Source organism: Vibrio sp. 1288, from assembly GCF_033344475.1.
On sequence record NZ_JAWPOX010000015.1, the window covers coordinates 18,677 to 43,999 of the forward strand.

Annotated in this window: 22 protein-coding genes; 10 read left to right on the forward strand and 12 right to left on the reverse strand. The window is 45.4% G+C overall.

What is annotated here, in order from left to right; all coding sequences use genetic code 11:
• The first annotated feature begins 7 nt into the window (after nt 1-7).
• On the forward strand, nt 8-523 hold the full coding sequence (locus R8O11_RS12825; protein WP_005377870.1) for a M48 family metallopeptidase: 516 nt from the start codon (nt 8-10) through the stop codon (nt 521-523).
• Nucleotides 510-1,637: a 23S rRNA (adenine(1618)-N(6))-methyltransferase RlmF gene (rlmF, locus tag R8O11_RS12830; RefSeq protein WP_258482064.1), complete on the forward strand. Its 1,128-nt coding sequence runs from the start codon at nt 510-512 to the stop codon at nt 1,635-1,637. The genes R8O11_RS12825 and rlmF overlap by 14 nt, the downstream gene beginning before the upstream one ends.
• Nucleotides 1,638-1,708: 71 nt before the next feature.
• Here rlmF and R8O11_RS12835 read toward each other — a convergent pair whose 3' ends face one another.
• The 6 genes from R8O11_RS12835 to R8O11_RS12860 all read right to left on the reverse strand — a co-directional run bounded on the left by R8O11_RS12835 (nt 1,709) and on the right by R8O11_RS12860 (nt 8,237).
• A complete protein-coding gene (locus R8O11_RS12835; RefSeq protein WP_005397755.1) occupies nt 1,709-2,029 on the reverse strand; it encodes a hypothetical protein in 321 nt (106 codons plus the stop codon).
• A 70-nt stretch (nt 2,030-2,099) separates the two neighbouring features.
• Nucleotides 2,100-3,695, reverse strand: coding sequence for a S41 family peptidase (locus R8O11_RS12840; RefSeq protein ID WP_318194200.1), 1,596 nt, complete (start codon nt 3,693-3,695; stop codon nt 2,100-2,102).
• 364 nt (nt 3,696-4,059) lie between these two features.
• A complete protein-coding gene (locus R8O11_RS12845; RefSeq protein ID WP_005377865.1) occupies nt 4,060-4,824 on the reverse strand; it encodes a hypothetical protein in 765 nt (254 codons plus the stop codon).
• Between the two features lie 30 nt (nt 4,825-4,854).
• Nucleotides 4,855-5,529 carry a GntR family transcriptional regulator gene (locus tag R8O11_RS12850; RefSeq protein ID WP_005377862.1) on the reverse strand — a complete coding sequence of 225 codons (675 nt, stop codon included), beginning with the start codon at nt 5,527-5,529 and terminating at the stop codon, nt 4,855-4,857.
• Nucleotides 5,530-5,681: 152 nt separating this feature from the next.
• Nucleotides 5,682-7,214, reverse strand: a complete 1,533-nt coding sequence (locus R8O11_RS12855; RefSeq protein WP_318194211.1) for an aldehyde dehydrogenase (NADP(+)) — start codon at nt 7,212-7,214, stop codon at nt 5,682-5,684.
• Between the two features lie 18 nt (nt 7,215-7,232).
• Nucleotides 7,233-8,237 carry a 4-hydroxyproline epimerase gene (locus R8O11_RS12860; protein WP_318194201.1) on the reverse strand — a complete coding sequence of 335 codons (1,005 nt, stop codon included), beginning with the start codon at nt 8,235-8,237 and terminating at the stop codon, nt 7,233-7,235.
• A gap of 109 nt (nt 8,238-8,346) precedes the next feature.
• Between R8O11_RS12860 and R8O11_RS12865 the strand changes: the two genes are divergently transcribed.
• The 7 genes from R8O11_RS12865 (at nt 8,347) to R8O11_RS12895 (ending at nt 16,157) form a co-directional block, all read left to right on the forward strand.
• Entirely contained in the window at nt 8,347-9,603 is a 1,257-nt protein-coding gene (locus tag R8O11_RS12865) for an NAD(P)/FAD-dependent oxidoreductase (RefSeq protein WP_206957308.1), read from the forward strand.
• A 124-nt stretch (nt 9,604-9,727) separates the two neighbouring features.
• Nucleotides 9,728-10,801, forward strand: a complete 1,074-nt coding sequence (locus R8O11_RS12870) for a polyamine ABC transporter substrate-binding protein (protein ID WP_017633955.1) — start codon at nt 9,728-9,730, stop codon at nt 10,799-10,801.
• 87 nt (nt 10,802-10,888) lie between these two features.
• Complete coding sequence (locus R8O11_RS12875) at nt 10,889-11,863, forward strand: ornithine cyclodeaminase family protein (RefSeq protein ID WP_213915123.1); 975 nt, start codon at nt 10,889-10,891, stop codon at nt 11,861-11,863.
• A 56-nt stretch (nt 11,864-11,919) separates the two neighbouring features.
• Complete coding sequence (locus R8O11_RS12880) at nt 11,920-12,834, forward strand: dihydrodipicolinate synthase family protein (protein ID WP_213915031.1); 915 nt, start codon at nt 11,920-11,922, stop codon at nt 12,832-12,834.
• A 73-nt stretch (nt 12,835-12,907) separates the two neighbouring features.
• Nucleotides 12,908-14,029: an ABC transporter ATP-binding protein gene (locus tag R8O11_RS12885; RefSeq protein ID WP_054866064.1), complete on the forward strand. Its 1,122-nt coding sequence runs from the start codon at nt 12,908-12,910 to the stop codon at nt 14,027-14,029.
• Entirely contained in the window at nt 14,026-15,306 is a 1,281-nt protein-coding gene (locus tag R8O11_RS12890; RefSeq protein WP_047100695.1) for an ABC transporter permease, read from the forward strand. The genes R8O11_RS12885 and R8O11_RS12890 overlap by 4 nt, the downstream gene beginning before the upstream one ends.
• A 2-nt stretch (nt 15,307-15,308) precedes the next feature.
• Complete coding sequence (locus R8O11_RS12895; RefSeq protein WP_138939941.1) at nt 15,309-16,157, forward strand: ABC transporter permease; 849 nt, start codon at nt 15,309-15,311, stop codon at nt 16,155-16,157.
• Between the two features lie 120 nt (nt 16,158-16,277).
• Here the strand turns inward: R8O11_RS12895 and R8O11_RS12900 are convergent, their stop codons facing one another.
• The gene (locus R8O11_RS12900) at nt 16,278-16,712 is read right to left on the reverse strand and encodes a hypothetical protein (protein WP_033905164.1); all 435 of its coding nucleotides are present in this window, start codon (nt 16,710-16,712) and stop codon (nt 16,278-16,280) included.
• Between the two features lie 302 nt (nt 16,713-17,014).
• Here R8O11_RS12900 and R8O11_RS12905 point away from each other — a divergent pair, with 302 nt between their 5' ends.
• Nucleotides 17,015-19,459, forward strand: coding sequence for a collagenase (locus tag R8O11_RS12905; protein ID WP_318194202.1), 2,445 nt, complete (start codon nt 17,015-17,017; stop codon nt 19,457-19,459).
• Between the two features lie 160 nt (nt 19,460-19,619).
• Here the strand turns inward: R8O11_RS12905 and R8O11_RS12910 are convergent, their stop codons facing one another.
• Genes R8O11_RS12910 through oppB form a run of 5 tightly spaced genes read right to left on the reverse strand, consistent with a single transcriptional unit; the run spans nt 19,620 to nt 25,274 of the window.
• Nucleotides 19,620-21,416 carry an aminopeptidase P family protein gene (locus R8O11_RS12910; RefSeq protein ID WP_318194203.1) on the reverse strand — a complete coding sequence of 599 codons (1,797 nt, stop codon included), beginning with the start codon at nt 21,414-21,416 and terminating at the stop codon, nt 19,620-19,622.
• The gene (locus R8O11_RS12915) at nt 21,416-22,408 is read right to left on the reverse strand and encodes an ABC transporter ATP-binding protein (RefSeq protein ID WP_239938899.1); all 993 of its coding nucleotides are present in this window, start codon (nt 22,406-22,408) and stop codon (nt 21,416-21,418) included. The genes R8O11_RS12910 and R8O11_RS12915 overlap by 1 nt, the downstream gene beginning before the upstream one ends.
• Nucleotides 22,409-22,417: 9 nt before the next feature.
• On the reverse strand, nt 22,418-23,401 hold the full coding sequence (locus R8O11_RS12920) for an oligopeptide/dipeptide ABC transporter ATP-binding protein (RefSeq protein WP_318194204.1): 984 nt from the start codon (nt 23,399-23,401) through the stop codon (nt 22,418-22,420).
• A 10-nt stretch (nt 23,402-23,411) separates the two neighbouring features.
• Entirely contained in the window at nt 23,412-24,344 is a 933-nt protein-coding gene (locus tag R8O11_RS12925) for an ABC transporter permease subunit (protein ID WP_005377839.1), read from the reverse strand.
• A 9-nt stretch (nt 24,345-24,353) separates the two neighbouring features.
• Nucleotides 24,354-25,274 carry an oligopeptide ABC transporter permease OppB gene (gene oppB, locus R8O11_RS12930; protein ID WP_005377838.1) on the reverse strand — a complete coding sequence of 307 codons (921 nt, stop codon included), beginning with the start codon at nt 25,272-25,274 and terminating at the stop codon, nt 24,354-24,356.
• Nucleotides 25,275-25,323 lie beyond the last annotated feature (49 nt).

Sequence of the window (25,323 nt, forward strand, 5' to 3'; positions counted from 1 at the left end):
TAACTCTATGCATCCGTCACTTCGATACATTCAAGGCTACCCACAAAACATCGTAGAGCAGGTGAGCTCATTGATAGCGAGTGGCAAGTTTGTTCCTTGGTTCGAAAAGCGTTATCCCGACAGGCACCAAATCAAAAGCGAAAGGGCGCTCTATGAGTACGCCATGGCAATCAAAAACCGCTACATGAAGAAAGCCGCGCCAATCAGTAAAGTCGTCTACGATAAGAAAATTCACGCGGTAAACAACGCGCTTGGTTTGCACAGTGTAATCAGTAGAAACCATGGCGGTAAGCTGAAGTCGAAAAACGAGATACGCATTGCCAATGTATTTAAAGATGCGCCCGAGCCACTATTAAGAATGCTGGTGGTACATGAGTTGGCACATACTCGTGAGAAAAACCACGACAAGGCGTTCTATCAGCTATGTTGCTACATGGAGCCTGAGTATCACCAACTCGAATTTGATGCTCGTTTGTTTATGATTTACCTCGATTTAAAAGCGAATTTGAATGAAGAACAATAATCACAACGCGAAGCAAGCAAAGCCAAAGGCTTCAATGACGGGTCAGAAGAAAGACGCGAATAAAGCCAAGCCGAAGCGTGTTAAAGACAAAGTTGCGCGCAAATCCTCGCAGCCTGCAGGAAAGAGCGAAGTCGAGTTCATAAAAATAGCGAAGAATGGTTTGCATGAGCGTAATGTTCATCGAGGTCGTTACGATTTTAAAAAACTCGTGGAAAGTGAACCACAGTTAAAGCCATTCGTTATCAAAAATCCGAAAGGGGAAGACTCCATAAACTTCTCTGATCCTAACGCTGTTAAAATGCTCAATAAAGCATTGCTTGCTGCGTATTATGGTATCGAGTTCTGGGACATTCCCGACACCTACCTTTGCCCACCGATTCCGGGCCGCGCTGATTACATTCACCGAGTGGCAGAACTACTTGATGGTGAAGTAAAAGGTCAGTACGCGCACCAAAAAGTGAAAGCGTTGGACATTGGCGTGGGAGCAAACTGTATTTATCCGATTGTTGGTGTAACAAAATACGGTTGGCACTATACGGGCAGCGATGTCGATCCAAAATCCATCCAATCGGCTCAAACGATCGTAGAGCACAATCGTGTTTTGACGGGAAAAATTGCACTGGTACAGCAATACAATGATGCCAATATTTATCGAGGTATCATTCAACCGAATGATCGTTATGATGTGACGACATGTAATCCGCCATTCCACCGTTCGGCGGAAGATGCCGCTATGGGCAGCCAGCGTAAAATCGATAATCTAAAAGCAAACCAGCTTAAGAAAGGGCTAAAACCTCAAACCACACAAGTAAAGACAAGTAAACCTGCGTTGAATTTTGGCGGTCAAAACGCTGAATTGTGGTGTGAAGGCGGAGAAGCGGCGTTTATCCGAAAAATGGCGAATGAAAGCCAAGCTTTTGCCGCACAGGTCTTGTGGTTTACGACACTTATATCCAAAAAAGACAACGTTCGCCCGATGCGCAAGCAGCTTGAAAAATTGGGTGTGAAGGCCATTCGTGTGGTTGAAATGAGTCAAGGGCAGAAAGTGAGCCGCTTTGTAGCTTGGTCATACATGGATAAGCAACAGCGCAAAGCATGGATTGAACTAAAGTAACGTTGACCGTTTCACACTGAACAATAAAGTAGGAAGCCCGCTGATATCAGCGGGCTTCTATTTTGGGAGATCTAAAACTTAATGATGGGCTCACAATCTAGTGAACTGAGAGAGACAAAAGTATCTGTTTTGGCATAGTACAAGCCACAGGTTTCACCTCTTATCTGCAACGTATATTGGTCTGGAAGATCCGTATAGCTGCCATCCAACAGTTGATTGTTGTTCCCTTTTACTCGTCCTTTTTCAATCAACAAATGCGGTGAGGATTCAAATACGTTATTTGCGATTCTAGGTGCTGGTGTCCCTTGGATTTCTGCGATCGCGTTTTGAATCTCTATGACTGTTTCCGGAGAGTTCTTTTTACTTAATGCTTCAACGGGTTCTTGTGACATAGCTTGGCATCCTATCAAAGAAATCGAAGTGCCTAAGAAAAGCGCAACCCGAATCAGCATTCGTAAAAAGTTAGTTGATCTCAACATGAATTGCCTCTGTTCGTAGCGGAGAGCGAACATCGCTTAACTCCGGAGATGAAATGTTACGCGGCATGGCGTTGAAACTTGAAGGGGATACTGGCGGACAGGTTCCTGTTTCCATGTAGTTTAGCGCCGCAGAAAGCATACCTTCAGATGGATCGCCTAATGGTTTTGTTAGGTCGTCATTGACCCAGCAACCTTCCACTCTATTGTCTAAGCCTAGCTCGGTATTGATTTGGCTCTTTGGAGTAGGAATAAAACCATCAGCGAAGTCGCCAAATTTTTTCTCGTTCGCCGACTTGAACTGAATAGTGTAGTACATAGTGCCGCAGTTTTGTTCTGGTGAGAACCCGTACGGTTTACCTGTGGTTGTTGAACCTATTTGGATAACCTCCACATCAATGCCGCGCAAAGCGTTGATTAGCAGTTCACTTGAGGAAGCCGTGCCTCCTGAAGTCAGTACATATACGCGCTTTTTGTTCAGTGTCGGAAGCACTTGATCCGAATATTTCTGTGCTGCCCAGTCTATTGCTAGATTCGTAAAGCGATAGATGTTATCCCCATCTTTAATGGTACGCATCACTTTGTCATTATGAATCAACTCACTGAAGACTCGGTTCTGACCAGCACCGCTTAGCATGTAGCCTACTTGCGAGGACTGAAGGACTAAGCCACCGCCGTTGTAACGTAAATCAACGACGATCTCGTCAACATTCTCTGCTGAGAGCGTACTGAACGCCTCAATAAGCGGGGCTTGAGCGCTTGGTTCAAAGGAGTTGTATTGCAGATAGCCGATCCGCATACCATTTTGTGTAATCACTTTGGCATTTTTAACTGGAGAGGTCATGACATCAGAGGCGGTAAGCGTCACGGTTTTCTCTAGACCGCCAACACTCTCAAATGTGAAGGTGTAATCTTGATTGATGTCAGGGTTAAAGAGCGTTTTATTAATAAAATCAATGTCGGACTGACTACCGGTGTTAACCACATCAATATTATTGATTTTCAGAAGCTTATCACCACGAGCAATGCCGCTTCTATCAGCTGGCGAGGCTTCTTCAGTGTAGGAAATACGAACGTCTCGAGGTTGTACGCCACGTAGGAATGCCCAGTTAAAACCAAATCCAGCAACTAAACCGGATTGCGATGATTTCATATCATCCTCATAAGGGACGGTAAAATGGAAGCGATCTTTTGGTTTACCCGTCGCGGTAGTAGCAGAGGTGACCAGCGTATTGAAGTAATCAGTAACAGTTTTGTAGTTTGCTGGATTATTATCAGGAACCTCGTCATACCATAGATACGTTTCGTTAGTAAAAGCTCTTAAAAAGAGTTTTTCGTGTAATGCAGAGCCCAATTTATCTGGATAGGCGGCATAGTTGTCATATGGGTCCAGTCCGACGCGGGGCGTTTCACATTGGTTGATAAACGTTTTCGACGATTGGCTAAAATCATGAACTTTCCATGTTGGACCGTTTGCACTGCTAGTGGACGGAGTAGGTGATGAGCTATCACCGCCGCCACCGCCACAGCCTTGTAATAATGCGAGAGTGACTGCCGTTGCTAAAGAATACTTAAATTTCACTTTTCTATGTCCTTATAAATAATAGAATTATAATTATGTGTTTTGCTTTTGTTTTTATTAGCTAGGTGAATGTATTAATTTAATTTGTTCGTCTGCAAATTTATAGTTAAATAGTGTGAGGTAAATAACGTAAAAAAGTTGTCTTTTATCCTTAAGCTAAATTAGTCATTACTTAAGTTTTCTGTCTATTTCAAAAGATCTAACAAGACAATTAATAAGTGTGAAATTAAGACAAGTTCTTAGTTGACTAAGCGATGCTTGTTAAATAAAAATCAGAATTAGATTCAGGAAACGCTTTGAATCAATAATTTGGTAGGGGTATATGATGTTATCTGGGATTTGTTTGATTTATTTGTCTGATGCTTTAACTTAATTTAGTGAGTTGAGCGACGTGCTTTAATAGGCTTCCGTCAATGTTAGGTAAATCATCAGCGAAAAATATCTGAGCACCGGGAGTGCAGCGCATTAATATATTTGTTAGTTCACCTTCATTGTTGGAAGTGTTAACTGCGTTAAGTTTCGCTAATTTATTACAAAGCTCGTCCTCTATTTGCACTTTCTGCTCTTCGGTGAGCCTAATGCGACCTATACATACGCCTGGGTTGATATCATGAGAAAGCGAATCTTGTTGAAATCGCTCTTTGAATAAGGTGTCTAATGCCGTACCTTCTTCCATAATAAATCGACGACCAGAACGGTAAAACAAGCCGTCTCCGAAGTTTTCGACATATCCTAGAATTTCCGCGATACGCAAATAGAATCGTAAGCTTGTATCAGAAAGTCCGTAAGTTTGGGCTATCTCTTGCGGTTTAATATCACGAGAAGTCAGCATATAAATAAAATCAAGTAAATAAGGATGCTCAACGAAAAGGGCGCTCTCTTCATCTGTTAGCATTTGCTCGTTTTGGTGCTGAAGCTCGTTGGCTAAGGTTGCGAGTTCGATGAGATCGGTATTCAGGTAGTTCAGATAAATAAGTACTTTATCCAAACCTAAAGCTGGATTATGTAGGTGGCGTTTAATACTAGATAAAGGGATGCCACTTTTCTCTGACAAGGAATTGTAGCAAAGCCCTTCTTCTTTAATCTTTTGTCGTAGCGCTGCAAGTAAAAACTTTGGTCCAACATTCATCCTTGAATATCACCTTATTCGTTATTCCGTTTACTGGCTGATATTTTGCCTTTCAAGCAGCAGGTTTCGAATCGCTGTGCCCGCTTCTAGAATGTGCTTTTTCAGTAGATACTTGGCGCCTTCGATATCGCGATTTTGGCACATTTCAAACAAGCTTAAGTGCTCTTCTTCTGCCTTTTTAATGCCTGTAGTAAACAATAGCTGCATGCGTATGTATCGGTCACACTTTGTGTTCAGGTTGTAAATGACGTCCATAGTTTCAGGCATGTTGGCTGGCGCATATAGGGCTTTGTGGAACTCGTAGTTGTAGTTGCTCCATTCTTCTACTTCGTCGCCACTGTTCACTACTGACTCGAAACGTTCGCGAACTTCGCGCGCGCGTTCAAGGTCAGCGTCTGTCATATTTTGAATCGCGCGCTCTAAAATGTGGCATTCCACGACAGCGCGCAGTTCAAATAGCTCATTGATTTTCTCTGGAGATAGCTCAGTGACCGTCGCACCTTTGTGAGGTTCAAAGCTAACGAGTCCTTGTGCTTCCAATTGAACTAACGCTTCACGCACAGGAATTCGGCTAACATTAAACTCTTTTGCTAACGCATCTTGACGTAAAGGTTGACCAGTTTTTAACTCGCCCTTCAAGATCTGAGTTCGAATTGCTTCCTCAACGAGCTGAGTGCGCGTTTTAAAAACAGGTTTCTGTGACATTGAAGTCTCCCGTGAAATTAATATTGTATCCAATCCATTTTACTTTAGTAGTTTATTGTTTTTCTGGCACAAACCAACTAGGAAAGAAGGTTTTGAGAAGTAGAGTGAAATAAAAGGCATCAGTTGATGCCTTTTTGAGCCATTTGTTGATCTTATTGGGACACACTGCCATCTATGGCGCGTTGGATACCCAGTGGGTTCGACGCTTTTAATGAATCCGGCAATAAAGATTCTGGCAAAGCTTGATAAGAGACCGGACGCAACCAACGATGAATAGCCTCCGCACCGACAGATGTTGAGGCAGAATTGGTTGAAGCCGGATATGGTCCACCATGAACCATAGCGTAACCAACCTCGACGCCAGTTGGCCAACCGTTGAATACAAGGCGTCCGGCGATTTCTTCCAAACTTGGAAGCAGTTGCTTGGCTTGTTCTTCGTCTTCAGCGGTAGCGTGAAGGGTTGCGGTGAGCGATCCAGTCAGTGAATCACTCAGTTTCAACATGTCATCGAAATCTTCACAGATTACGATTAACGATTGAGGACCAAATATTTCTTCCTCCCATTGCGGGTTTTCACGCCAGTTTTTACTGCCCGTCACGAACAGTGCTGGTGAGACATTGGTCGTTTCTGCTTGTTCAGAACGAGTGACGTTAATGCCTGTTTCGGAAGCTCGCTTATCCACTTCGGATTCATACGTTTCTCGGATTCCTTGCGTTAGCAAAGTGGCCGTTGATTGTTGTCGAATTAACCCTTGAGCGATTTCGATAAAGGCTTGCGTTTCTGGGCTATTCAAGACAAATACAACGCCTGGTTTTGTACAAAATTGTCCACAGCCCAAAGTCATAGAAGCCACAAATTCTTCAGCCAATGATGCGTTTGCCCGTATGGCTGAAGGGAGAATAAATGTTGGATTAATCGCCCCTAGTTCGCCATAGAAGGGGATTGGCTCTGGTCTTTGCTGGGCTAGATTGAACAGCGCACGGCCACCACCGACTGAACCTGTAAACCCAACCCCTTTAATTTTTGGATGGGTAACGAGTGCTTGGCCAAGTGCACGTTTGTTACCTTGCAATAGCGTGAAGATGGCTTGCGGTAAGCACTCTTTCTCAAGTGCAGCCTCAATACACTCAGCAACAAGTTGACTGGTGCCAGGGTGGGCGGTATGGCCTTTTACAATCACAGGGCAGCCAGCAGCCAGTGCCGAAGCCGTATCACCTCCTGCAGTAGAAAATGCGAGCGGAAAATTAGACGCACCAAACACGGCGACAGGGCCAATTGCTATTTGCTGACGACGAATATCTGGTTTTGGCAGTGGTTGGCGGTCTGGGTTTGGCGTATCGAAAATTGCTTGATGGTGATTACCCGATCTCACAACCTCGGCAAATAGTCTTAATTGGTTCGCGGTACGTCCTATTTCGCCGCTTAAACGTGCTTCGGGAAGGGCAGTTTCTAAATGAGCACGAGCAACGATTTCTTCACTCTTCACTTCCAATTCAGAGGCGATAGAGCAAAGTAAGCTCGATCGCTTTGCATTACTTAGTTGGCGAAACTCACGCGCAACGTTTTGGGCGGCTGAGGCGGCTTGATTAACTTCTTGCTCTCCATGTACCGGAAACGCAATAGGTAGAGGCTCACCAGTAAAGGCGTTGACTGCGTAAAAAGTGGTTGGTTCTTGTGGGTTCATCATTCTTCCTTACTATCCTTAATACTTCACTTCAAATCCGTACGCATATGGATCTTCATCGTCTACCCATATTGTGTTGTGACCGTATACTTGTGCCCATCCTTCAATACTTGGCAAAATAGCGGCTTTGCCATTCACCTCGGTAATGCCTTCTATACGTCCTTGAAATAGGCTGCCGATGATACTTTCGTGAACAAAGTCTTCTCCTTGATTGAGTTTGCCTCTTGCATGCCATTGCGCCATGCGTGCACTAGTACCCGTACCACATGGCGAGCGATCCAACGCTTTGTCGCCGTAAAACACAGCATTTCGAGCGGTGGCGTTTTCTTGAGTGGGCTCTCCGGTCCATAGCACGTGAGAAACACCGCACACTGTCGGATCTTCTGGATGTACGCACTCAACCGCTCGAGATACCGCTTCGCGAACTTTTGGAGAAAGCATCAAAATTTCATCTGGAGAGTAGTGTTCAAGTCCGGCGTAGTTTTCTTGAGGGTCGACGATTACGTAATAGTTTCCGCCATAAGCAACATCGACAGTGAGCTCACCTAAGCCCTCTATGTCCACGGTTACGTCTTGGTGGGCAAGGTAAGCCGGTACGTTAAATATCTTTACCGACGTGACCTTGTCACCTTTTGTTTGGTAGTGCACTTCGATTTGTCCTGCTGGGACATCAAGTATCAAACGACCTTCTTTTTGGGGAGTGATAAGGCGATTTTCGATAGCGGTGGTGACGGTTCCAATGGTGCCGTGGCCACACATTGGTAAGCAGCCACTGGTTTCAATAAACAGAATTGAAGCGTCTGCGTTATCGCTGCAAGGAGGCAAGACAACGGACCCCGACATCATCGAGTGTCCGCGAGGCTCAAACATGAGTGCCTGACGAATCCAATCATAATGCTCAAGAAAGTATTGGCGCTTTTCGCTCATGGTATTGCCTTCGAGTGGAGGCACACCGCCTGCTACCAGCCTAACTGGGTTGCCGCAGGTGTGGGCATCAATACAGAAAAAAGTTCCTTGTCTCATTTTTCGCTCCTTGCTGAAAAAATGGTTGAATTAAACAATAGTGATGTTAACGTAATGTAAAATATATTGTATACAATCTACGTTTTCAAGTGTGACTCGGAGCATATTTATGTTGGTCAAGGATGAAACTAAAAAGGAAAGGATCGCTGTGATAGGTGCGGGGATTATTGGCTTATCAATTGGCTTGAAATTGCAGCAGCAAGGTTATCAAGTCACGATTTTTGATCCCAATGGCGTGGGGAATGGATGCTCTAAGGGAAATGCAGGCCATATCGCGACTGAGCAAATCTTCCCTCTTGCAACGCCAGCGCTGCTTCCACAATTACCTAAAATGCTGCTAGATCCCAAAAGTCCGGTTTCGATCCGTTGGCAAGATATTCCAAACACAATCGGGTGGATGATTCGTTTTCTATTACAAACCAAGCCATCAGCCGCGGAGCGGGCAAAAAACGTGATTAAGAGTCTTAACGAGCGGTCAGTGGCAAGTTGGCGTGGCATGCTTGATTCAATCGGAAAAGCGCATCTAATAAAAATGAATGGTTCATTGCTCACTTTTGAAAACGAGAAACTGTTTCAGAATTATCAAAGTAAGCTTAACTCACTGGCTAAAAACGGTGTGACGCATCAAGTTTGGACACAAGAGGAGATTCGAGAGCGGATACCTGATCTCAGCCATAAGGTTCGTATCGGAGTCTTTTTTCCCGAAACCGGTCATACGCTAGACCCTTATCAGCTCTGTGCTGAGCTAAGTGAAGCCTTTGAAGAGCTTGGCGGTAAGGTTTTACAAAAAGGTGTATCTGCGTTGGCGAAAAATGGCGATGTGCTGGTTGAGTCTCAAACACATTCATTTGACCGAATCATTGTTGCCGCTGGTGTACATTCTAAGCCTTTGATACGGCAACTAACCGGAGTCAAAGTGCCTATTCAAGCCGAGCGTGGTTATCACCTAATGGTGGATGACAAGCGTGATGTACTGCCATTTCCTATTAGCTCTGCCGATAGAAAATTCATCATGACTCCGATGTCTGGTGGGCTACGCTTGGCAGGCACTGTTGAGTATGCCGATGTAGAATCACCACCCAATATGAAACGTTCAGAAATGCTTTTTCAGTTAGGTGATGAGATGTTTGAATCGGGGTTAAATCCACTCAAGCAAGGAGAAAAGTGGATGGGGAATCGGCCTTCAACAGTCGACTCGTTACCGGTTATTGATAGCATTTGGGATGGAAATGTATTACTGGCATTTGGCCACCAACACCTTGGATTAACTCAAGCGGCGATTACGGCAGATCTCCTTTTAGAGCTTATCGAAGGAAAGCCAACATCGATTGATCTTTCACCTTTTTCACTACAACGATTTGCCTGAAAAATTTAATATTAAATATTGTATAAAATATATTAAATGCTAATGTTAACTTAATTTTAACAAAAACTGGTATCCAACAGCCGTACTCGGATGCCTCCAGAAAAACAACCAAAAGGAGTAAAACATGTCACGAATGACCAAAGCACCATTGGCGCTGTTGATTTCAGGAATGCTGTTGGGGACCTCTGCTTATGCTGAAGACAAATTGACGGTCGTATCTTGGGGTGGTGCATTCACCAAGAGCCAAGTGGAGGCATATCATAAGCCTTTCATTAAAAAAACAGGTGTTGAGATCGTATCCGAGGATTTCAGTGGCGGATTAGCCGAAATTAAAGCGCAGGTGGAAGCGAACAATGTGCGCTGGGATTTGGTTTCTCTCGACAAGCCGGACATTGTTCGTGGTTGCGCCGAAGGGTTACTAGAACCAGTGAGCCCAAGTATTTTGCCTCCGGGCGCAGATGGAACACCAGCACAAGAGGATTTCATTGATGGTGCGATTCACGAATGCGCAATCAATACCATCGTTGTGTCCACAGTATTAGCGGTGAACGAAGACGCGTTTAAAGGTAAGGCTTTGCCTAGCAAGTTGACCGATCTTTTTGACCTAAAAACTTTTCCAGGTCGACGTGCATTGCAAAAACAACCTCAGGGCAATCTTGAGTGGGCACTATTGGCTGATGGTGTAAAGCCAGAAGAGGTCTACAGCCTGCTCGAAACCGAAGCGGGGCGTGAGCGTGCTTTTGCTAAGTTGGATACGATCAAATCAGAAGTGCTGTGGTGGACAACAGGTGCCCAGCCACCTCAAATGCTTGCAGACAAAGAAGTGGTGATCGCCTCGGCGTTTAACGGCCGAATCCACAATGCCCGTAAGGATGAAGGTCAACCATTTCGGATTATATGGGACCGTCAAATGGGTTACATGAATGGATGGGCGATACCTAAAGGGAGTGAGAACACAAAGCTTGCATTGGACTTCATTGCTTTTTCTTCAGGAACAAAACCATTAGCTGATCAAGCTAAGTACGTTGCCTATGGGCCTACGCGTAAGTCGTCTTCGGCGGAGGTGAACCCAGACATTTTAGCGAACCTTCCTACCGCACCTCAAAACTTCCAAACCGCCTTCCTGATTAACGATGAATGGTGGTCAGACTACGCAGATGAACTCAATGAAGAGTTCAACACTTGGCTGCTTAACTAGGCGTTAATTTGTGTATAGGGCCGAGTTTTCATCCATAAGCGAGGTTCCGTACTTTTCCTCAACTGTATTTATGTTTTCGGAGAAATGATGAAAGTCATCGAAGCACAGCAAGTCGCGCAATGTTTAACAATGAAGTCTCTTATTGAAACGATGCGTGAAATGTACTCGCGGCCAGCGACAATACCTCAACGCCGAGTCATGCCCTTAGAAGAGGGAGAATACGAGGCGTTTGCGCTACTTCCAGCTTGGAACCAGGAGTTGATTGCGGTGAAAGCCTTTACGTATTTCCCGCATAACCCTGAGCAAGGCAAAGATACGCTTGCATCTAAGCTGCTTGTTTTTAGACGAAACGATGGTGAGCCGCTCGCACTCGTGGACGGTAAAGTTTTAACGTTTTGGCGCACCGCCGCAGCTTCTGCGTTGGCAGCGGACTATTTGGCGCGTCCCGATGCTGATCGTCTGTTGATCTGCGGAACGGGCAATCTTGCGCCTTATTTTGCGTGGGCATACGCTGCGGTTCGCCCACTTAAGCAGGTTTATATTTGGGGGCGTAACTCAGATAAAGCCGAGGCGACGGTAGATGCCATTGTGTCATCTTCAGAGTATCAGTCGCTTCCTGATGAGCGTCGGTTCCGTGTTTCAGTCGTAGAAAATGTGGACCACGTTATCAAACACGTTGACATCATCAGCTGTATTACCGCATCAGCAGAGCCTTTGTTTAATGGCGCAGACGTGCAGCCGGGCACCCATATTGATTTGGTCGGTAATCATGACTTGGATAAGCGTGAATGCGACTCCGAAGCAGTGCAACGAGCACAGGTGTATGTTGATAGCCGTATTAATGTATTAGCCGAAGCGGGCGATCTTCTCATTCCAATTCAAGAGGGCGTGTTCACGTCAGACGATATTAAAGGGGAATTACCGCAGCTTTGCGCCCAACAAATCTCAGGACGTCAAAACGATGAGGTCATTACTTTATACAAATCAGTTGGCAGTGCTTTGGCTGATTTGGCCGCTGTAAAGGCGGTGTTGTTAGAAAATGGCATAGATAGCCATGCCTGAGCATTTTTGCTCGTTCATTTAAATTGCATACAATATACATATAAGGAAAGTAGTTCATGAAAATTGATTGGAAAGGTGTTTATCCGGCGGTCAGTACGCAATTTCGTCAAGATCAGTCAATCGACTTAGACGCAACGCAAACTGTTATAGATAACCAAATTAAAGATGGTGTGAATGGCATTATCTGCATGGGTACTGTCGGTGAGAACTGTGCGTTGTACCCGGAGGAGAAACGCCAGGTCTTGCAAGCGGCAAAAGAAGTCGTAAATGGCCGTGTGCCTTTGATTGCTGGTACAGCAGAGTCTATTACCACAGCAGCTGTTGATTACATGCAGGATGCGTACAAAATTGGTATCGATGGTTGTATGGTGATGCCTGCCATGGTTTACCGCACGTCTGAGAGCGAAACGTTCGAATATTACCGCACGCTAGCAGAAGCAACGCCAGAAATGCCAATCATGATTTACAACAACCCGGTTGCTTATGGTGTCGATGTAAACCTCGACATCATGGCGAAACTGGCTGAGTTTGAAAGTATTGTAGCTATCAAAGAGTCGACCACTGATACTCGTCGTATCACCGAGCTTTACAATAAATTTGATGACCGCTTTACCGTGTTCAGTGGTGTTGATGACATCGCTCTTGAATCATTGATGCTAGGTGCGACCGGCTGGATTTCTGGTTTAACCAACGCATTCCCAGAAGAGTCCGTTGCGATTTATAAACTGGCAAGCCAAGGTCGTTATGCTGAAGCGTTAGAAATCTACCGTTGGTTCTTACCGCTACTGCGTTTAGACACCATTCCTACGCTGGTTCAGTGCATAAAATTGGCCGAGCAAGTCTGCGGACGTGGCTCTGAGCAAGTTCGTGCGCCACGCCAACTCTTACAAGGTGAAGAGCGTCAACAAGTCATTCAAATGGTTGAACATGCGTTAGAAACCCGCTTAGACCTATCCAAATACAATCTGTAATTGTGCTGTTTAGTAGAGCGTTAACTGACGCTCTACTCATTCGTAATATTCAAAAAATGAGAAGAGGGAAGTCATGAGCACGGAAAACAAGGACTATGTCAGCTTTCAACACGTTAAGAAAACCTACGATGGCACGAATTTGGTGGTGAAAGACTTCAACTTAGATATTGCTCCTGGAGAGTTCGTTACTATGTTGGGGCCGTCAGGATCGGGCAAGACCACTTGCTTGATGATGCTAGCAGGCTTTGAAACTGCGACTGGTGGAGACATTTATATTGATGGCGTTCCTGTCAATCATCTCGCGCCGCACAAGCGCGATATTGGTATGGTGTTTCAAAACTATGCGTTGTTTCCACATATGACCATTGCTGAGAATCTTGCGTTTCCTTTAAAGGTGCGAAAACTCGACAGTGACACGATTCAAAGCAAAGTTCAGAGTGTATTAGAAATGGTCGAGCTTGAGCATGTTGCGACTCGATACCCGAAGCAGTTATCAGGTGGTCAACAACAGCGTGTTGCGTTAGCGCGAGCATTAGTGTTTGAGCCTAAACTCGTGTTGATGGATGAACCACTAGGCGCGTTAGATAAGCAGCTGCGTGAGCAAATGCAGATGGAAATTAAACATTTGCATGAAAAGCTTGGCATTACCATTTTGTATGTGACGCACGATCAAGACGAAGCTCTCACTATGTCCGACCGTATTGCGGTTTTTAATCACGGCGAAGTGCAACAACTCGCGACACCAACCGAGCTTTATGAATCTCCGAGTAATACGTTTGTTGCGCAGTTTATCGGAGAAAACAACCAACTCTCAGGTTTAGTCAAAGAGTGGGACGGAAAGTATTGCCAAGTGCTCGTTGGGAAAGAGTTATTTACTGCGAAACCTGTCAGAGTCTCTGAGCAAGGGCAGAGAACAACACTTTCCATTCGACCAGAAAAGATTGTTATTCAACCAGAGAAAGCGTCTTGCGAGAACCAAGTCTCAGGCGTCCTACGAGAATTGATTTATCACGGTGATCATTATCGTCTGGTCGTCGAAGTAGAGAGCGTTGGTCACTTCATCGTTAAAGTACCTAACGATAATCGTAAACACTTGCAGTTAACGCCTGGCTCAATTTGTCGTATTGGTTGGCAAAGTGACGATTGCCATGCTCTTGATGGGACACAAACTCAAAGTAGCGAGGTAGCAGCATGAGTCGAGAGCTAACCGCATTAGATTCTGTATTGGAAATCGAACGCCAAGTTCATGAGCAAGAAACCAATTTGAAAGCGCAGTTGCAAAAGGCCGAGCGCCGAAAAAAGCTTCGCTCCATTATGCTCACAACGCCATTGGTGTGTTTTATTCTGCTTACGTTTGCTTTTCCTATCCTCGACATGCTTTATCGAAGCGTGGATAACCGAGAAATATCCCTGTCACTACCACAAACTATTCAAGCCTTAGAAAGTTGGGATTATCAAGGTCAGCCTCATCAAGAAGTCATTGAGGCATTCTCTGTTGAAGTACTTGCGCTTTATCAAAGCAAAGAGCTGCCGAAAATAGCCAACCGGATGAATATTGAAGAGTCTGGTATGCGCAGTTTACTCATGAAAACCGGCAGAAAGTTGTCTCGTTTGACGTCGCTGCCGAGCTCGGTGACACAGTTGGCTAAGCTGGATAAGCGATGGACTAATCCTAAATATTGGGCGGCGTTTAAGAATCTTAGTGGCGCATTAACATTCAGTCACTATCTTGCAGCGCTAGACTTGCAAGTGAATGAGTTTGGAGACATTGAACCCCAACCAGAAAAACGCCAAATATACGTCGACCTTTTCTTTAAAACTTTTTGGATGTCTATTTCAATCACCTTAATTTGTTTGGTGATGGCGTACCCCGTTGCTTACCTGCTTGCCAATTTACCTGATAAGCGCGCGAACTTACTTTTAATCATTGTGCTGCTGCCATTTTGGACATCATTATTAGTCAGAACCACGTCTTGGATTGTTCTGCTGCAAAACCAAGGGGTCATTAATGATCTCCTTATTTGGTCGGGTTTTACTTCTGAGCGAATTCAGATGATTCACAATACCTTCGGAACGGTGGTGTCTATGGTGCACATTCTGTTGCCTTTTATGATCCTGCCTCTGTATAGCGTAATGAAAGGAATTAGCCCAACTTATTTCCGTGCCGCTCGTTCTCTAGGCGCGACGCCTTTCATTGCGTTCATCAAAGTTTATATGCCGCTTACTTTACCGGGGATAGGTGCGGGGGCTTTGCTTACTTTCATTCTTTCTATTGGTTTCTACATTACGCCCGCTTTGGTTGGTGGAAGAAGCGGACAGATGATCTCCAATATGATTGCCTATCATATGCAGACATCACTGAACTGGGGGATGGCTGGCGCATTGGGTGGACTGCTTTTGTTCGTTGTACTGGTTCTGTTTTATATGTTCAACCGTGTGGTTGGCATTAACAACCTTAAGGTAGGGGGATAACCATGGCATTACCAAAATATGCATCAAAAGTAGAGCGAGTTGCTTACGCAGGTTACTTAGCTTTTTGTGGGGTGGTGCTGTTCTTTTTAATCGCTCCAATTCTGACCATCATCCCGTTATCGTTTAATGCAACGCCTTACTTTACTTTTACCGAGGGGATGTTAAACCTTGACTCGGCAGCGTATTCTACTCGCTGGTATCAAGAAATGTTTACTAGTGATCAGTGGCTGTTGGCGCTGAAAAACAGCACGTTTATTGCTTTTATGGCGACACTCGTTGCAACAGGGCTAGGAACTCTGGCGGCGTTGGGTTTAGCAAGTAGTAACTTGCCTTTTCGCAATACGATTATGGCGCTGTTGATCTCACCCATGATCGTACCAGTCATTATCTCTGCTGCTGCGATGTACTTTTTCTACACACGCCTTGGCTTATCACAAACTTATTTAGGCGTCATTTTGGCACATGCTGCGTTAGGTACGCCTTTTGTCGTCATTACCGTTACTGCGACGTTAAGCGGCTTTGACCATAGCTTGGTAAAAGCGGCGGCTAGCTTAGGAGCAAACCCTGTTTATACTTTCAGACACATTACCTTTCCGCTGATTCGTCCGGGGATGATATCTGGCGGCTTGTTTGCTTTTGGCACCTCGTTCGACGAGGTTGTGGTGGCGTTATTCCTGACTGGGGCAGAACAAAAAACCGTTCCGAGGCAGATGTGGTCAGGAATTCGAGAGCAAATTAGTCCGACCATATTGGCGGTCGCTACGTTGCTGATTTTTATGTCGGTGTGTTTGCTCGTGACATTAGAAGTTTTACGTAGACGTAATGTACGCATTCGAGGCATTCAAGAATAACCAGACTTTTTCTTTGTTGGTCACTTTACACTTTTGTTTAGGGGCACCTCAATTTTTGATCAAATGCGCCTCATTGTAGGCGCTTTTCTTTTGTGTTTGTCGTCAGCGATGACTGACATATCACTCTTGTAGCTTAATGCCAGCTTGCTCGAAACGTGCCAAAGGCGACTTGTTTGATTGCTGATACCAACTAGCTGGCATGTTTGATTTAAGTCGCGCTTTTTCTTCCTTGCTAATCACAACATAGTGTAAAAACGCATCAAGTGTGGTTCCCACCACGTCAAACGTCATTTCCCCGTCTTTGCTGATGGCTTTCAATAACCCAACGACGGTTTCCTCAGAGACTAACGGTTCAACCACCGCGTTTTTTCGCTCTTTTATTGATGTTGAAGCGGGCAGGTTTGCACGTGCCGTCTCCCAGCAAACTTTGTTGGCTTTACTGACAAGGTTGTGCTTGTAGCAGTAGTAACTGAATAAAAAGCGTGGCAGGTTTTGCCAGCGTTCGGCTTGCACTTCTAACCAAAGGTGTTGTAGCTCAATATCAGCGTCGGTCATAGGAGTTGTTTAGCAAAAAGAGAAGAAACCATTTTATCGCTTTTGTGAGGAGCAATAAAAGATATTTGAATGGAAAGATAAACAACTAGTTGATCAATATTACTAAAGCAAATCGATTTCTGGCAAGCTCGTGCAACGGCAACTCGAGTACCAAAAACTGACACCGTCACGTTCAGTTGTTAACAAAATGTTTCATCTTGTCTTGCGAGTAGATTATATGGAGATGCTCTTGCAGTAATAAGGGCAGTGGCGATGCAAAAGACGTAATGCATTTAAGGAAAACTCAATATAGAAGAAATTAGATGGAACTGAAGACTTTGAGTGTCGCGATTGCGACAACATTAACCAGCACTGGCGTATTTGCGTTAAGCGAGCCAGTTTCTCAAGTTACAGAGCAACATGCACATTCGGCTCATACACACGGTGTTGAATCCAATCGAGTTGAATACCAACCAACCGCAACTCTCCCTATTCAGCCCTCCAAGGCAACTCGAGTACAGTCACTTGAAAGCCTTGATGAGTCGAGCACTGCTTGTGATTTGGAAGCATTGGTTACCGAAAGCAGTAACCAATTGATCAGCGAAATTTTAAGTCAGGGCGCGACGTGCGTGAACCAGTTATTCTCTGCTGAAAGTCGGATTCAGGAGTCGGTATTTAGCTCCGATCATATGTACAACATTGCGAAGCGCACTACGACATTGGCGAAGGGGTATACAGGTGGCGGGAGCGATGAACTCGAAACGTTTTTCTTATACTTGCGCGCGGGTTATTACGCCGAGTTTTACAATGACAACATCTCATTTATTGAATGGGTTACCCCAGCGGTGAAAGAATCCGTGGATGCGTTTGTTAATAACGCAAACTTCTATGAGAACAGCGACCGTCACGGCAAAGTGCTTAGTGAAGTCATCATCACTATGGATAGTACGGGCTTGCAGCACGCGTACTTACCGCAAGTGACCCAGTGGCTTACACGTTGGAATGATCAATACGCCCAGCACTGGTATATGCGCAATGCAGTTAACGGTGTTTTCACTATTTTGTTTGGTGGGCAGTGGAACGAGCAATTTGTGCAAATAATTGGCAACCAAACGGACCTTGCCAAAGCTTTAGGCGATTTTGCTCTGAGGGCATCATCAATCGGTGCTGAAGATGAGTTCATGGCCGCGAATGCGGGGCGAGAGCTCGGGCGTTTGACCAAGTATACGGGTAACGCGAGTTCTGTTGTGAAGAGTCAGCTGAGTCGAATCTTTGAACAGTATGAAATGTATGGTCGGGGTGACGCGGTTTGGCTTGCGGCGGCGGACACTGCCTCATATTACGCAGATTGTAGTGAGTTCGGAATTTGTAATTTCGAAACTGAGCTAAAAGGCTTAGTGCTATCGCAAACTTATACTTGTAGTCCAACAATTCGAATATTGTCCCAGAATATGACGCAAGAGCAACACGCGGCCGCATGTTCTAAAATGGGTTACGAAGAGGGTTACTTTCATCAGTCATTAGAAACTGGTGAACAGCCAGTAAAAGATGACCACAATACTCAGCTCCAAGTCAATATCTTCGATTCAAGCACCGATTATGGTAAGTACGCAGGGCCAATTTTCGATATTAGTACTGACAATGGCGGTATGTACTTGGAAGGCGATCCTTCCCAGCCGGGGAATATTCCCAACTTTATTGCTTATGAAGCCTCTTATGCGAACGCGGATCACTTTGTCTGGAACTTAGAGCACGAATACGTGCATTACTTAGATGGTCGATTTGATCTCTATGGAGGGTTTAGTCATCCAACTGAAAAAATAGTGTGGTGGAGTGAAGGCATTGCAGAGTATGTCGCTCAAGAAAATGACAACCAAGCAGCACTTGAGACGATTTTAGACGGCTCGACATATACCTTAAGTGAGATTTTCGAGACTACTTATGATGGGTTTGATGTCGATCGAATTTATCGTTGGGGGTACTTAGCTGTACGTTTTATGTTTGAAAATCATAAAGATGACGTAAACCAAATGCTGGTGGAAACACGCCAAGGGAATTGGAGCAATTACAAAGCAACGATCACCCAATGGGCGAATTTATATCAAAGTGAGTTTGAGCAGTGGCAGCAAGCCCTTGTCTCAAATGGTGCACCTAATGCAGTCATAACCGCAAACAACAAGGGGAAAGTCGGTGAAAGCATTACATTTAGCAGTGAAAACAGTACAGACCCAAACGGGAAGATCGTCAGCGTCTTATGGGACTTCGGTGATGGCTCGACAAGTACACAAACCAAGCCGACGCACCAATATGGGAGTGAAGGGGAGTATTCGGTCAGTCTAAGTGTGACAGACAGTGAAGGCTTGACGGCAACCGCCACTCATAGTGTTGTTATCTCAACGTTGGGCGGTAATGACACATTGCCACAAGACTGCGCGGTGCAAAGTAAAGTAAGCGGTGGGCGCCTAACAGCAGGAGAGCCTGTTTGCTTGGCAAATCAACAAACCATTTGGCTGAGCGTGCCAGCGGTGAATGAGAGCTCAAATCTGGCGATAACGACGGGGAACGGTATGGGCAACCTAAAGCTTGAATACAGTAACTCTGGTTGGCCGGATGGTGCTAATCTTCACGGGTGGTCAGATAATATTGGTAATGGAGAGTGTATTACGTTGTCAAATCAGAGTAACTACTGGGGCTACGTTAAAGTCTCTGGTGACTTTGAGAATGCCGCCATCGTCGTTGATTTTGATGCTCAGAAGTGTCGTCAGTAGGGCATTTTAACTGCATCATTTTAATTTAATTGATCGCCTCGCTAACATTGCGGGGCGTTTTTGTTTTTCACGCCGTTATCTCTATAAAAAAACCAGCCCGAAGGCTGGCAAACAAGGAGTTTGAGATGAAAATGAAAACGTTATAAAGCTTGCTGATATCCTATTTCTCAATAAGTTGGGTTGTGCGTTGAAGCCAGTTTTTATCTTGCGTATCAAGAAAAGGGCTAAGTGCTTGATAGACTCGTGAATGGTAATGATTGAGCCAGTCTAGCTCTGCTTGATCTAGCATTGATAAATCAAGGGCGTTGGTCGCAATTGGAGCAAGAGTGATGGTCTCAAAACCGTAAAACGTGCCGAACTCATTTTGTTCTACTTCTACAACTTTAAGAATGTTCTCTATTCTTACCCCGTACTCACCTTCGCGATAAACGCCTGGTTCATTAGTAATGACCATACCCGGTTTTAGCTCAACCTCATGGTGGCTTTGCGAGAAATTTTGTGGGCCTTCGTGAACATTCAAGCAAATGCCCACGCCGTGTCCAGTGCCGCACTTGTAATCAATACCATGTTGCCATAAGACGCCACGCGCCATGATATCAAGATTGGCACCCGTAGAGCCTTTCATGAATCGAGTCTGAGTCAGTCGGATGACCGCTTTGAGCACCAAGGTATAATCTTTGCGCTGCTTAATGGTCGGTGACCCGAAGTGGAAAGTACGGGTGATGTCTGTTGTCCCGCCAAGGTATTGGCCACCAGAATCGACGAGAAAGAAGTTGCTTTCATTGACTGCCGCATTGCTTTCTTCATCGGCGGCATAATGCATTTTTGCCCCGTGAGCTGCGAAGCCTGCGATAGTGCGGAAACTGTCACTCACATAATGTCGGGTTTGACGGCGATAGTGATTCAGTTGTGCCTCAGCAGACAATTCTGTAACGAGTCCGCTTGGAACTTGCTCTTCGAGCCAGTTCATAAACCTTACGATTGCCACACCATCATCTGTTAATGCCTGTTCTAGGCTAGTTAGCTCGGTCGCATTTTTTATGGCCTTCATTGCCGTTACAGGGCAAGCCATTGGCTTTAGATTCACATTCCCTTCAATCGAACTCACCAATAAGCTGTCTGTGTGGGTCGGGTTAAAAGCGAGCGATAATCCCTCACATTGCTGATTCAAATACTGACTTACGTAGTTGTAATGGCGAATGTGTACACTCTGCTCGGTCAGCGCTCTTTCAACGTCTTGAGGCAGTTTGGCTTTATCAATAAACAGTGTCGCAAGTGATTGCTCTACGACTAGATAGGCTTCAGAAACTGGGCAGTAATTCGTATCACCACCTCGAATATTCATTGTCCACATGACATCATCTAGCGTTGACACTAATAAGCTATCTACTTGGTTCTCGGTTAACCAAGAACGGATTCTCGCTAACTTATTTTCTGTGTCGACGCCAGCAAAAGCGGTGGTGTGCTCGAATACGGGTGCACTTGGGCGAGGTGGTCTTTCAAGCCAAATCGGTGTGAGCAAATCTAGGTCGAGAATGATCTTAATGTTTTTCGCTTCAAAGGCTTGTTTGAGGCCTTGATAAAAAGCGTAACTGATGGCGCGCCCGTCAACCGCGACAATACTGTTTTCTGGGAGCGTGGTAGCCAGCCATTTGGCAATTGTCGGCGTTTCTGGTTGTTTGGCTTTAAACAGTTCAAGTCCTGTGCCGTGTAACTGTTCTTCAGCTTGAATATAGTAACGACCATCAGTCCACAGGCCACCACCTTGTTGGGTAATGACGACATCGCCTGCTGAGCCGGTAAAACCTGAAATCCAGCTTCGCGCTAACCAATGATCCGCTGAGTATTCACTGTTATGTGGGTCATTGTTGGTCACGATATATGCAGACACGTTATGAAAGGACATTGCCTCACGCAATAACGTAAGGCGTTGGTTTACTGAGTTAGTATTGTTCATTAAATGGTTCCTAAAGTCATATTTGAGCAATAGATATGATGCTGCTCCGAGCCTGTTTTTATTGGGTTCTGTTGCCCACATACTTCTGTTGCTTCTGGGCATCGAGTACGAAAAACGCAACCGCTCGGTGGATTAAGTGGAGAAGGAAGGTCGCCGGGCAATAGTTGTATTTCACGGTAACGTGCTAATTGCGGATTAGCTATCGGGACAGCAGATAACAGTGCTTTGGTGTAGGGGTGTTGTGCATCATCAAATACTTTATCGTAACGTCCTACTTCCATAGGTTTACCAAGATACATCACCATAACGCGGTCGCTGATGTGGCGCACCACGCTTAAGTCGTGCGCAATCATCACCAGTGTTAACCCCATTTCTTGTTTAAGATCATCTAGAAGATTGATGACCTGAGCTTGTATGGAGACGTCTAGCGCACTAACGGGTTCATCACACACGACCAAATCTGGATTGAGAATTAATGCTCTGGCAATACCCACACGTTGGCATTGACCTCCGGAAAATTCATGTGGATAGCGGTTTCGCTGGCTCGCCAAGAGACCCACTTTATCCATCATAGCGATGACACGCTTTTCTACCTCTGCCCGTTTAAGTTGTGGCTCGTGGGTGAGCAGTGGTTCGGCGATGCATTCTGAGATGGTTAATCTCGGATTCAAACAAGCGGATGGGTCTTGAAACACCATCTGAAATTCTCTACGTCGAGAGGAAAGCTCTTTCTTACTAAACCCGCGCATGTCTTGATCTTTCCAAGTCAACTCGCCATGTGTAGGTTCAATTAAGCGAAGTAAGGCGCGTGCAAGCGTTGATTTTCCGCAGCCTGATTCCCCCACAATGCCAAGTGTTTCACCTCGATAAACATCTAAGTCGATACCATTGACCGCTTTCACGATTTTACGTTGACTTGGAATAAGGTGACGCGAAACAGGAAAGTGGACGTTTAAATCACGAGCAGACATGAGGACTTCTCTTTTATTCATAATGCCTCCTTAAGCTTTTATTTGAATAGGAGTGATAACACTGGGTGCGTTAACGTGACAGGCAATGGACTGGCTCGTGTTTAATGGAGAAAACCGTGGGGTTTCGTATTGGCAACGCGTCTCTCGATGCTCGCACCGCTCTCTAAACGGACACCCTTGATGGTTAATCAACGCACTTGGTGGGTTACCTGGGATGGTTGGTAAACGCGGCATATCTTCAGTGATGGAAGGAATCGCCTTTAGCAGGCCTTGAGTATAGGGGTGCGCAGGTTGAGCGAACAATGTCTCGGTATCTGATTGCTCCATTTTTTGACCACCATACATGACCAATACGCGATCACACATCTCGGCGACGACGCCCATATCGTGAGTGATCAGTAAAATTGCGGTGTTGAACTCTTGTTGTAAGTCTCGTAATAGCGTCAAAATTTGAGCCTGAACGGTTACATCTAATGCGGTGGTTGGTTCGTCTGCAATTAACAACTCGGGCTTACACAACAACGCCATCGCTATCATGATTCGCTGACGCATTCCGCCAGATAATTCTTGAGGGTATTGATTCATCCGAGTTTCGGGAGAGGGAATACGCACCGCATCCAACATGTGAATCGATTCAATTTTTGCTTGTTTTCGGCTCATTCCTTTATGAATCATGAGAACTTCACAAAGCTGCTTGCCAATTTTCATGAATGGATTAAGTGACGTCATCGGATCTTGAAAGATCATTCCGATTTTCTCTGCACGGATGCGGTTGAGCTGCTTTTTCGACATCGCGAGTAAATCATCACCGTGGAACATTGCGCTTCCAGACACGGCGCCGTTGTCCGCGGTTAACCCCATTAATGCGAAAACAGATTGGCTTTTTCCCGAACCTGATTCCCCAACAATCCCAAGAGTTTCGCCCGCTTTAATCGAGTAGGAGAGATTACTGACCGCTTGCACTTGCCCATCTGGCGTATCGAAGCGCACGTTCATGTTTTCAATAGATAGCATGGGTTTGTCCTTATCGGTCTTTCGGGTCAAGAGCATCACGCAAGCCATCGCCGATGAAGTTAAAACAAAAGAGGGTGGCAACTAAAAACAGAGAGGGAAAAAGCAGCATCCACAATGCAACGTCAATTGTTTTTGCGCCTTCGGAAATCAGGATCCCCCAGCTCGTGTCTGGTGGTTGAACACCAAGCCCTAAGAAGCTTAAAAACGATTCGAACATAATGAATCCTGGTACCATTAAGGAGGAATAAACCATCACGATCCCAAGAACATTAGGCAGAACATGGCGTCGGACAATTGTCAATTTAGAAACCCCAATAGAGTGTGCGGCTTCGATGAACTCTCGCTTTTTTAGACCGAAGGTGACACCACGTACAACACGGGCAATGCCCAGCCAAGATACCATTCCGATCACGATAAAAATCAGGTAGATGTTGTTGCCAAAAAGGGTAACAAACAGGATAACCATAAACATAAATGGCACCGAATCGAGCACCTCAATAATGCGCATCATTACGCTATCGACAACGCCGCCAAGATAGCCGGAAATACTTCCCCAAATCGTACCAATAACAACGGCGACTAAGGCCCCGACAAAGCCCACCAAAATAGAGAGCCTGCCACCTTGCATCGTGCGAGCGAAAACATCTTGCCCGAGATCATCGGTACCAAAGTAATGGCCACTGCTCAGTGAAGGTTTCCCTAGCTCGTATGGATCGATGAGCACTTCCCAGTCAATTTCATCATGGCCAAAAGCGGCAAGAGAGGGGCCGAAAGTTATGCATAAGGTAATGAAAGCCAAAACATACACTGATGTCATCGCGGCTCTGTTTTTACGAAATCGAGTCCATGCATCCTGCCAAAGACTGCGACCTTCGACGGCTTCAATATTGTCGACGACTTGATCTTGAAGAGCTTGTGTATCCAGTTTTTTTATCGTTAACATGCCGGACTCCTAAACGCGTATACGAGGGTCGATAATCGTATATAGCAAGTCGACCACAAGGTTAAAGAAGATAGTGAGTGAAGCGACAATCAGAGTAATGCCCATTACTAGGCCGTAGTCGCGGTTGAGAGCCCCAGACACAAAGTGTTGTCCCATGCCACCTGTACCAAAGAAAATGTCGATAATCACCGAGCCTGTCACGACAGAAACAAACGCAGGGCCGAGCATCGCAACGACGGGAATCAGGGATGGTCGCAAAGCGTGATGGAATAAAATGTAGGTTGTGGACAAACCTTTGGCTTTTGCCGTTCGAATGTATGGTTGGTTGAGCGTTTCAATCATTGCGCCACGCATGACGCGTGCAATACTCGCAATGGAGCCAATCGCCAGGCTGAGCACGGGAAGAACAAGAAAAGCCAGCTTTCCTCCTTCCCAACCACCAGCAGGGAACCAGCCGAGCTGAATGGCGAAGATCATGACTAAAACTGGAGCAAGTACGAAAGCCGGAACCACAACTCCAGTCATCGAAAGTGTCATCAGGCCGTAATCTAGGCGGCTATTTCGGTTCAATGCCGCAATGGTGCCAAGCAACATGCCAAGTGGAACGGAAATGCAAAAGGAGAGTACGCCTAATACTGCTGAAACTGGCCATGATTGTGCGACGAGCTGTGTAACACTGAAGTCTTGATAAACGAAGCTCGGACCGAGATCTCCTTGTATGAAATTACCAATGTAAATCCAAAACTGAGTAAGGAAGGGCTGGTCCAAATGGAATTTTGCTTCGATATTCGCCCGTACCACCTCTGGCATAGGCCGTTCCATATCAAATGGCCCCCCTGGTGCAATGTGCATCAGCCAAAATGATACGAGTGCGATGAATAGAAGCGTGGGGATAGCGATAGCTAATCGCTTAACAATGTACCAAATCATGATCCATCATCCTTTGGTCATCCGAAATCACTTCGAACGGTTATGAATA

Bases quoted from the DNA above. Each gene is read 5' to 3' on its own strand.
- R8O11_RS12825 (WP_005377870.1), top strand. From the start codon at position 8: ATGCATCCGTCACTTCGATACATTCAAGGCTACCCACAAAACATCGTA.
- rlmF (WP_258482064.1), top strand. From the start codon at position 510: ATGAAGAACAATAATCACAACGCGAAGCAAGCAAAGCCAAAGGCTTCA.
- R8O11_RS12835 (WP_005397755.1), bottom strand. From the start codon at position 2,029: ATGTCACAAGAACCCGTTGAAGCATTAAGTAAAAAGAACTCTCCGGAA.
- R8O11_RS12845 (WP_005377865.1), bottom strand. From the start codon at position 4,824: ATGAATGTTGGACCAAAGTTTTTACTTGCAGCGCTACGACAAAAGATT.
- R8O11_RS12850 (WP_005377862.1), bottom strand. From the start codon at position 5,529: ATGTCACAGAAACCTGTTTTTAAAACGCGCACTCAGCTCGTTGAGGAA.
- R8O11_RS12855 (WP_318194211.1), bottom strand. From the start codon at position 7,214: ATGAACCCACAAGAACCAACCACTTTTTACGCAGTCAACGCCTTTACT.
- R8O11_RS12860 (WP_318194201.1), bottom strand. From the start codon at position 8,237: ATGAGACAAGGAACTTTTTTCTGTATTGATGCCCACACCTGCGGCAAC.
- R8O11_RS12865 (WP_206957308.1), top strand. From the start codon at position 8,347: ATGTTGGTCAAGGATGAAACTAAAAAGGAAAGGATCGCTGTGATAGGT.
- R8O11_RS12870 (WP_017633955.1), top strand. From the start codon at position 9,728: ATGTCACGAATGACCAAAGCACCATTGGCGCTGTTGATTTCAGGAATG.
- R8O11_RS12875 (WP_213915123.1), top strand. From the start codon at position 10,889: ATGAAAGTCATCGAAGCACAGCAAGTCGCGCAATGTTTAACAATGAAG.
- R8O11_RS12880 (WP_213915031.1), top strand. From the start codon at position 11,920: ATGAAAATTGATTGGAAAGGTGTTTATCCGGCGGTCAGTACGCAATTT.
- R8O11_RS12885 (WP_054866064.1), top strand. From the start codon at position 12,908: ATGAGCACGGAAAACAAGGACTATGTCAGCTTTCAACACGTTAAGAAA.
- R8O11_RS12890 (WP_047100695.1), top strand. From the start codon at position 14,026: ATGAGTCGAGAGCTAACCGCATTAGATTCTGTATTGGAAATCGAACGC.
- R8O11_RS12895 (WP_138939941.1), top strand. From the start codon at position 15,309: ATGGCATTACCAAAATATGCATCAAAAGTAGAGCGAGTTGCTTACGCA.
- R8O11_RS12900 (WP_033905164.1), bottom strand. From the start codon at position 16,712: ATGACCGACGCTGATATTGAGCTACAACACCTTTGGTTAGAAGTGCAA.
- R8O11_RS12905 (WP_318194202.1), top strand. From the start codon at position 17,015: ATGGAACTGAAGACTTTGAGTGTCGCGATTGCGACAACATTAACCAGC.
- R8O11_RS12910 (WP_318194203.1), bottom strand. From the start codon at position 21,416: ATGAACAATACTAACTCAGTAAACCAACGCCTTACGTTATTGCGTGAG.
- R8O11_RS12915 (WP_239938899.1), bottom strand. From the start codon at position 22,408: ATGAATAAAAGAGAAGTCCTCATGTCTGCTCGTGATTTAAACGTCCAC.
- R8O11_RS12920 (WP_318194204.1), bottom strand. From the start codon at position 23,401: ATGCTATCTATTGAAAACATGAACGTGCGCTTCGATACGCCAGATGGG.
- R8O11_RS12925 (WP_005377839.1), bottom strand. From the start codon at position 24,344: ATGTTAACGATAAAAAAACTGGATACACAAGCTCTTCAAGATCAAGTC.
- oppB (WP_005377838.1), bottom strand. From the start codon at position 25,274: ATGATTTGGTACATTGTTAAGCGATTAGCTATCGCTATCCCCACGCTT.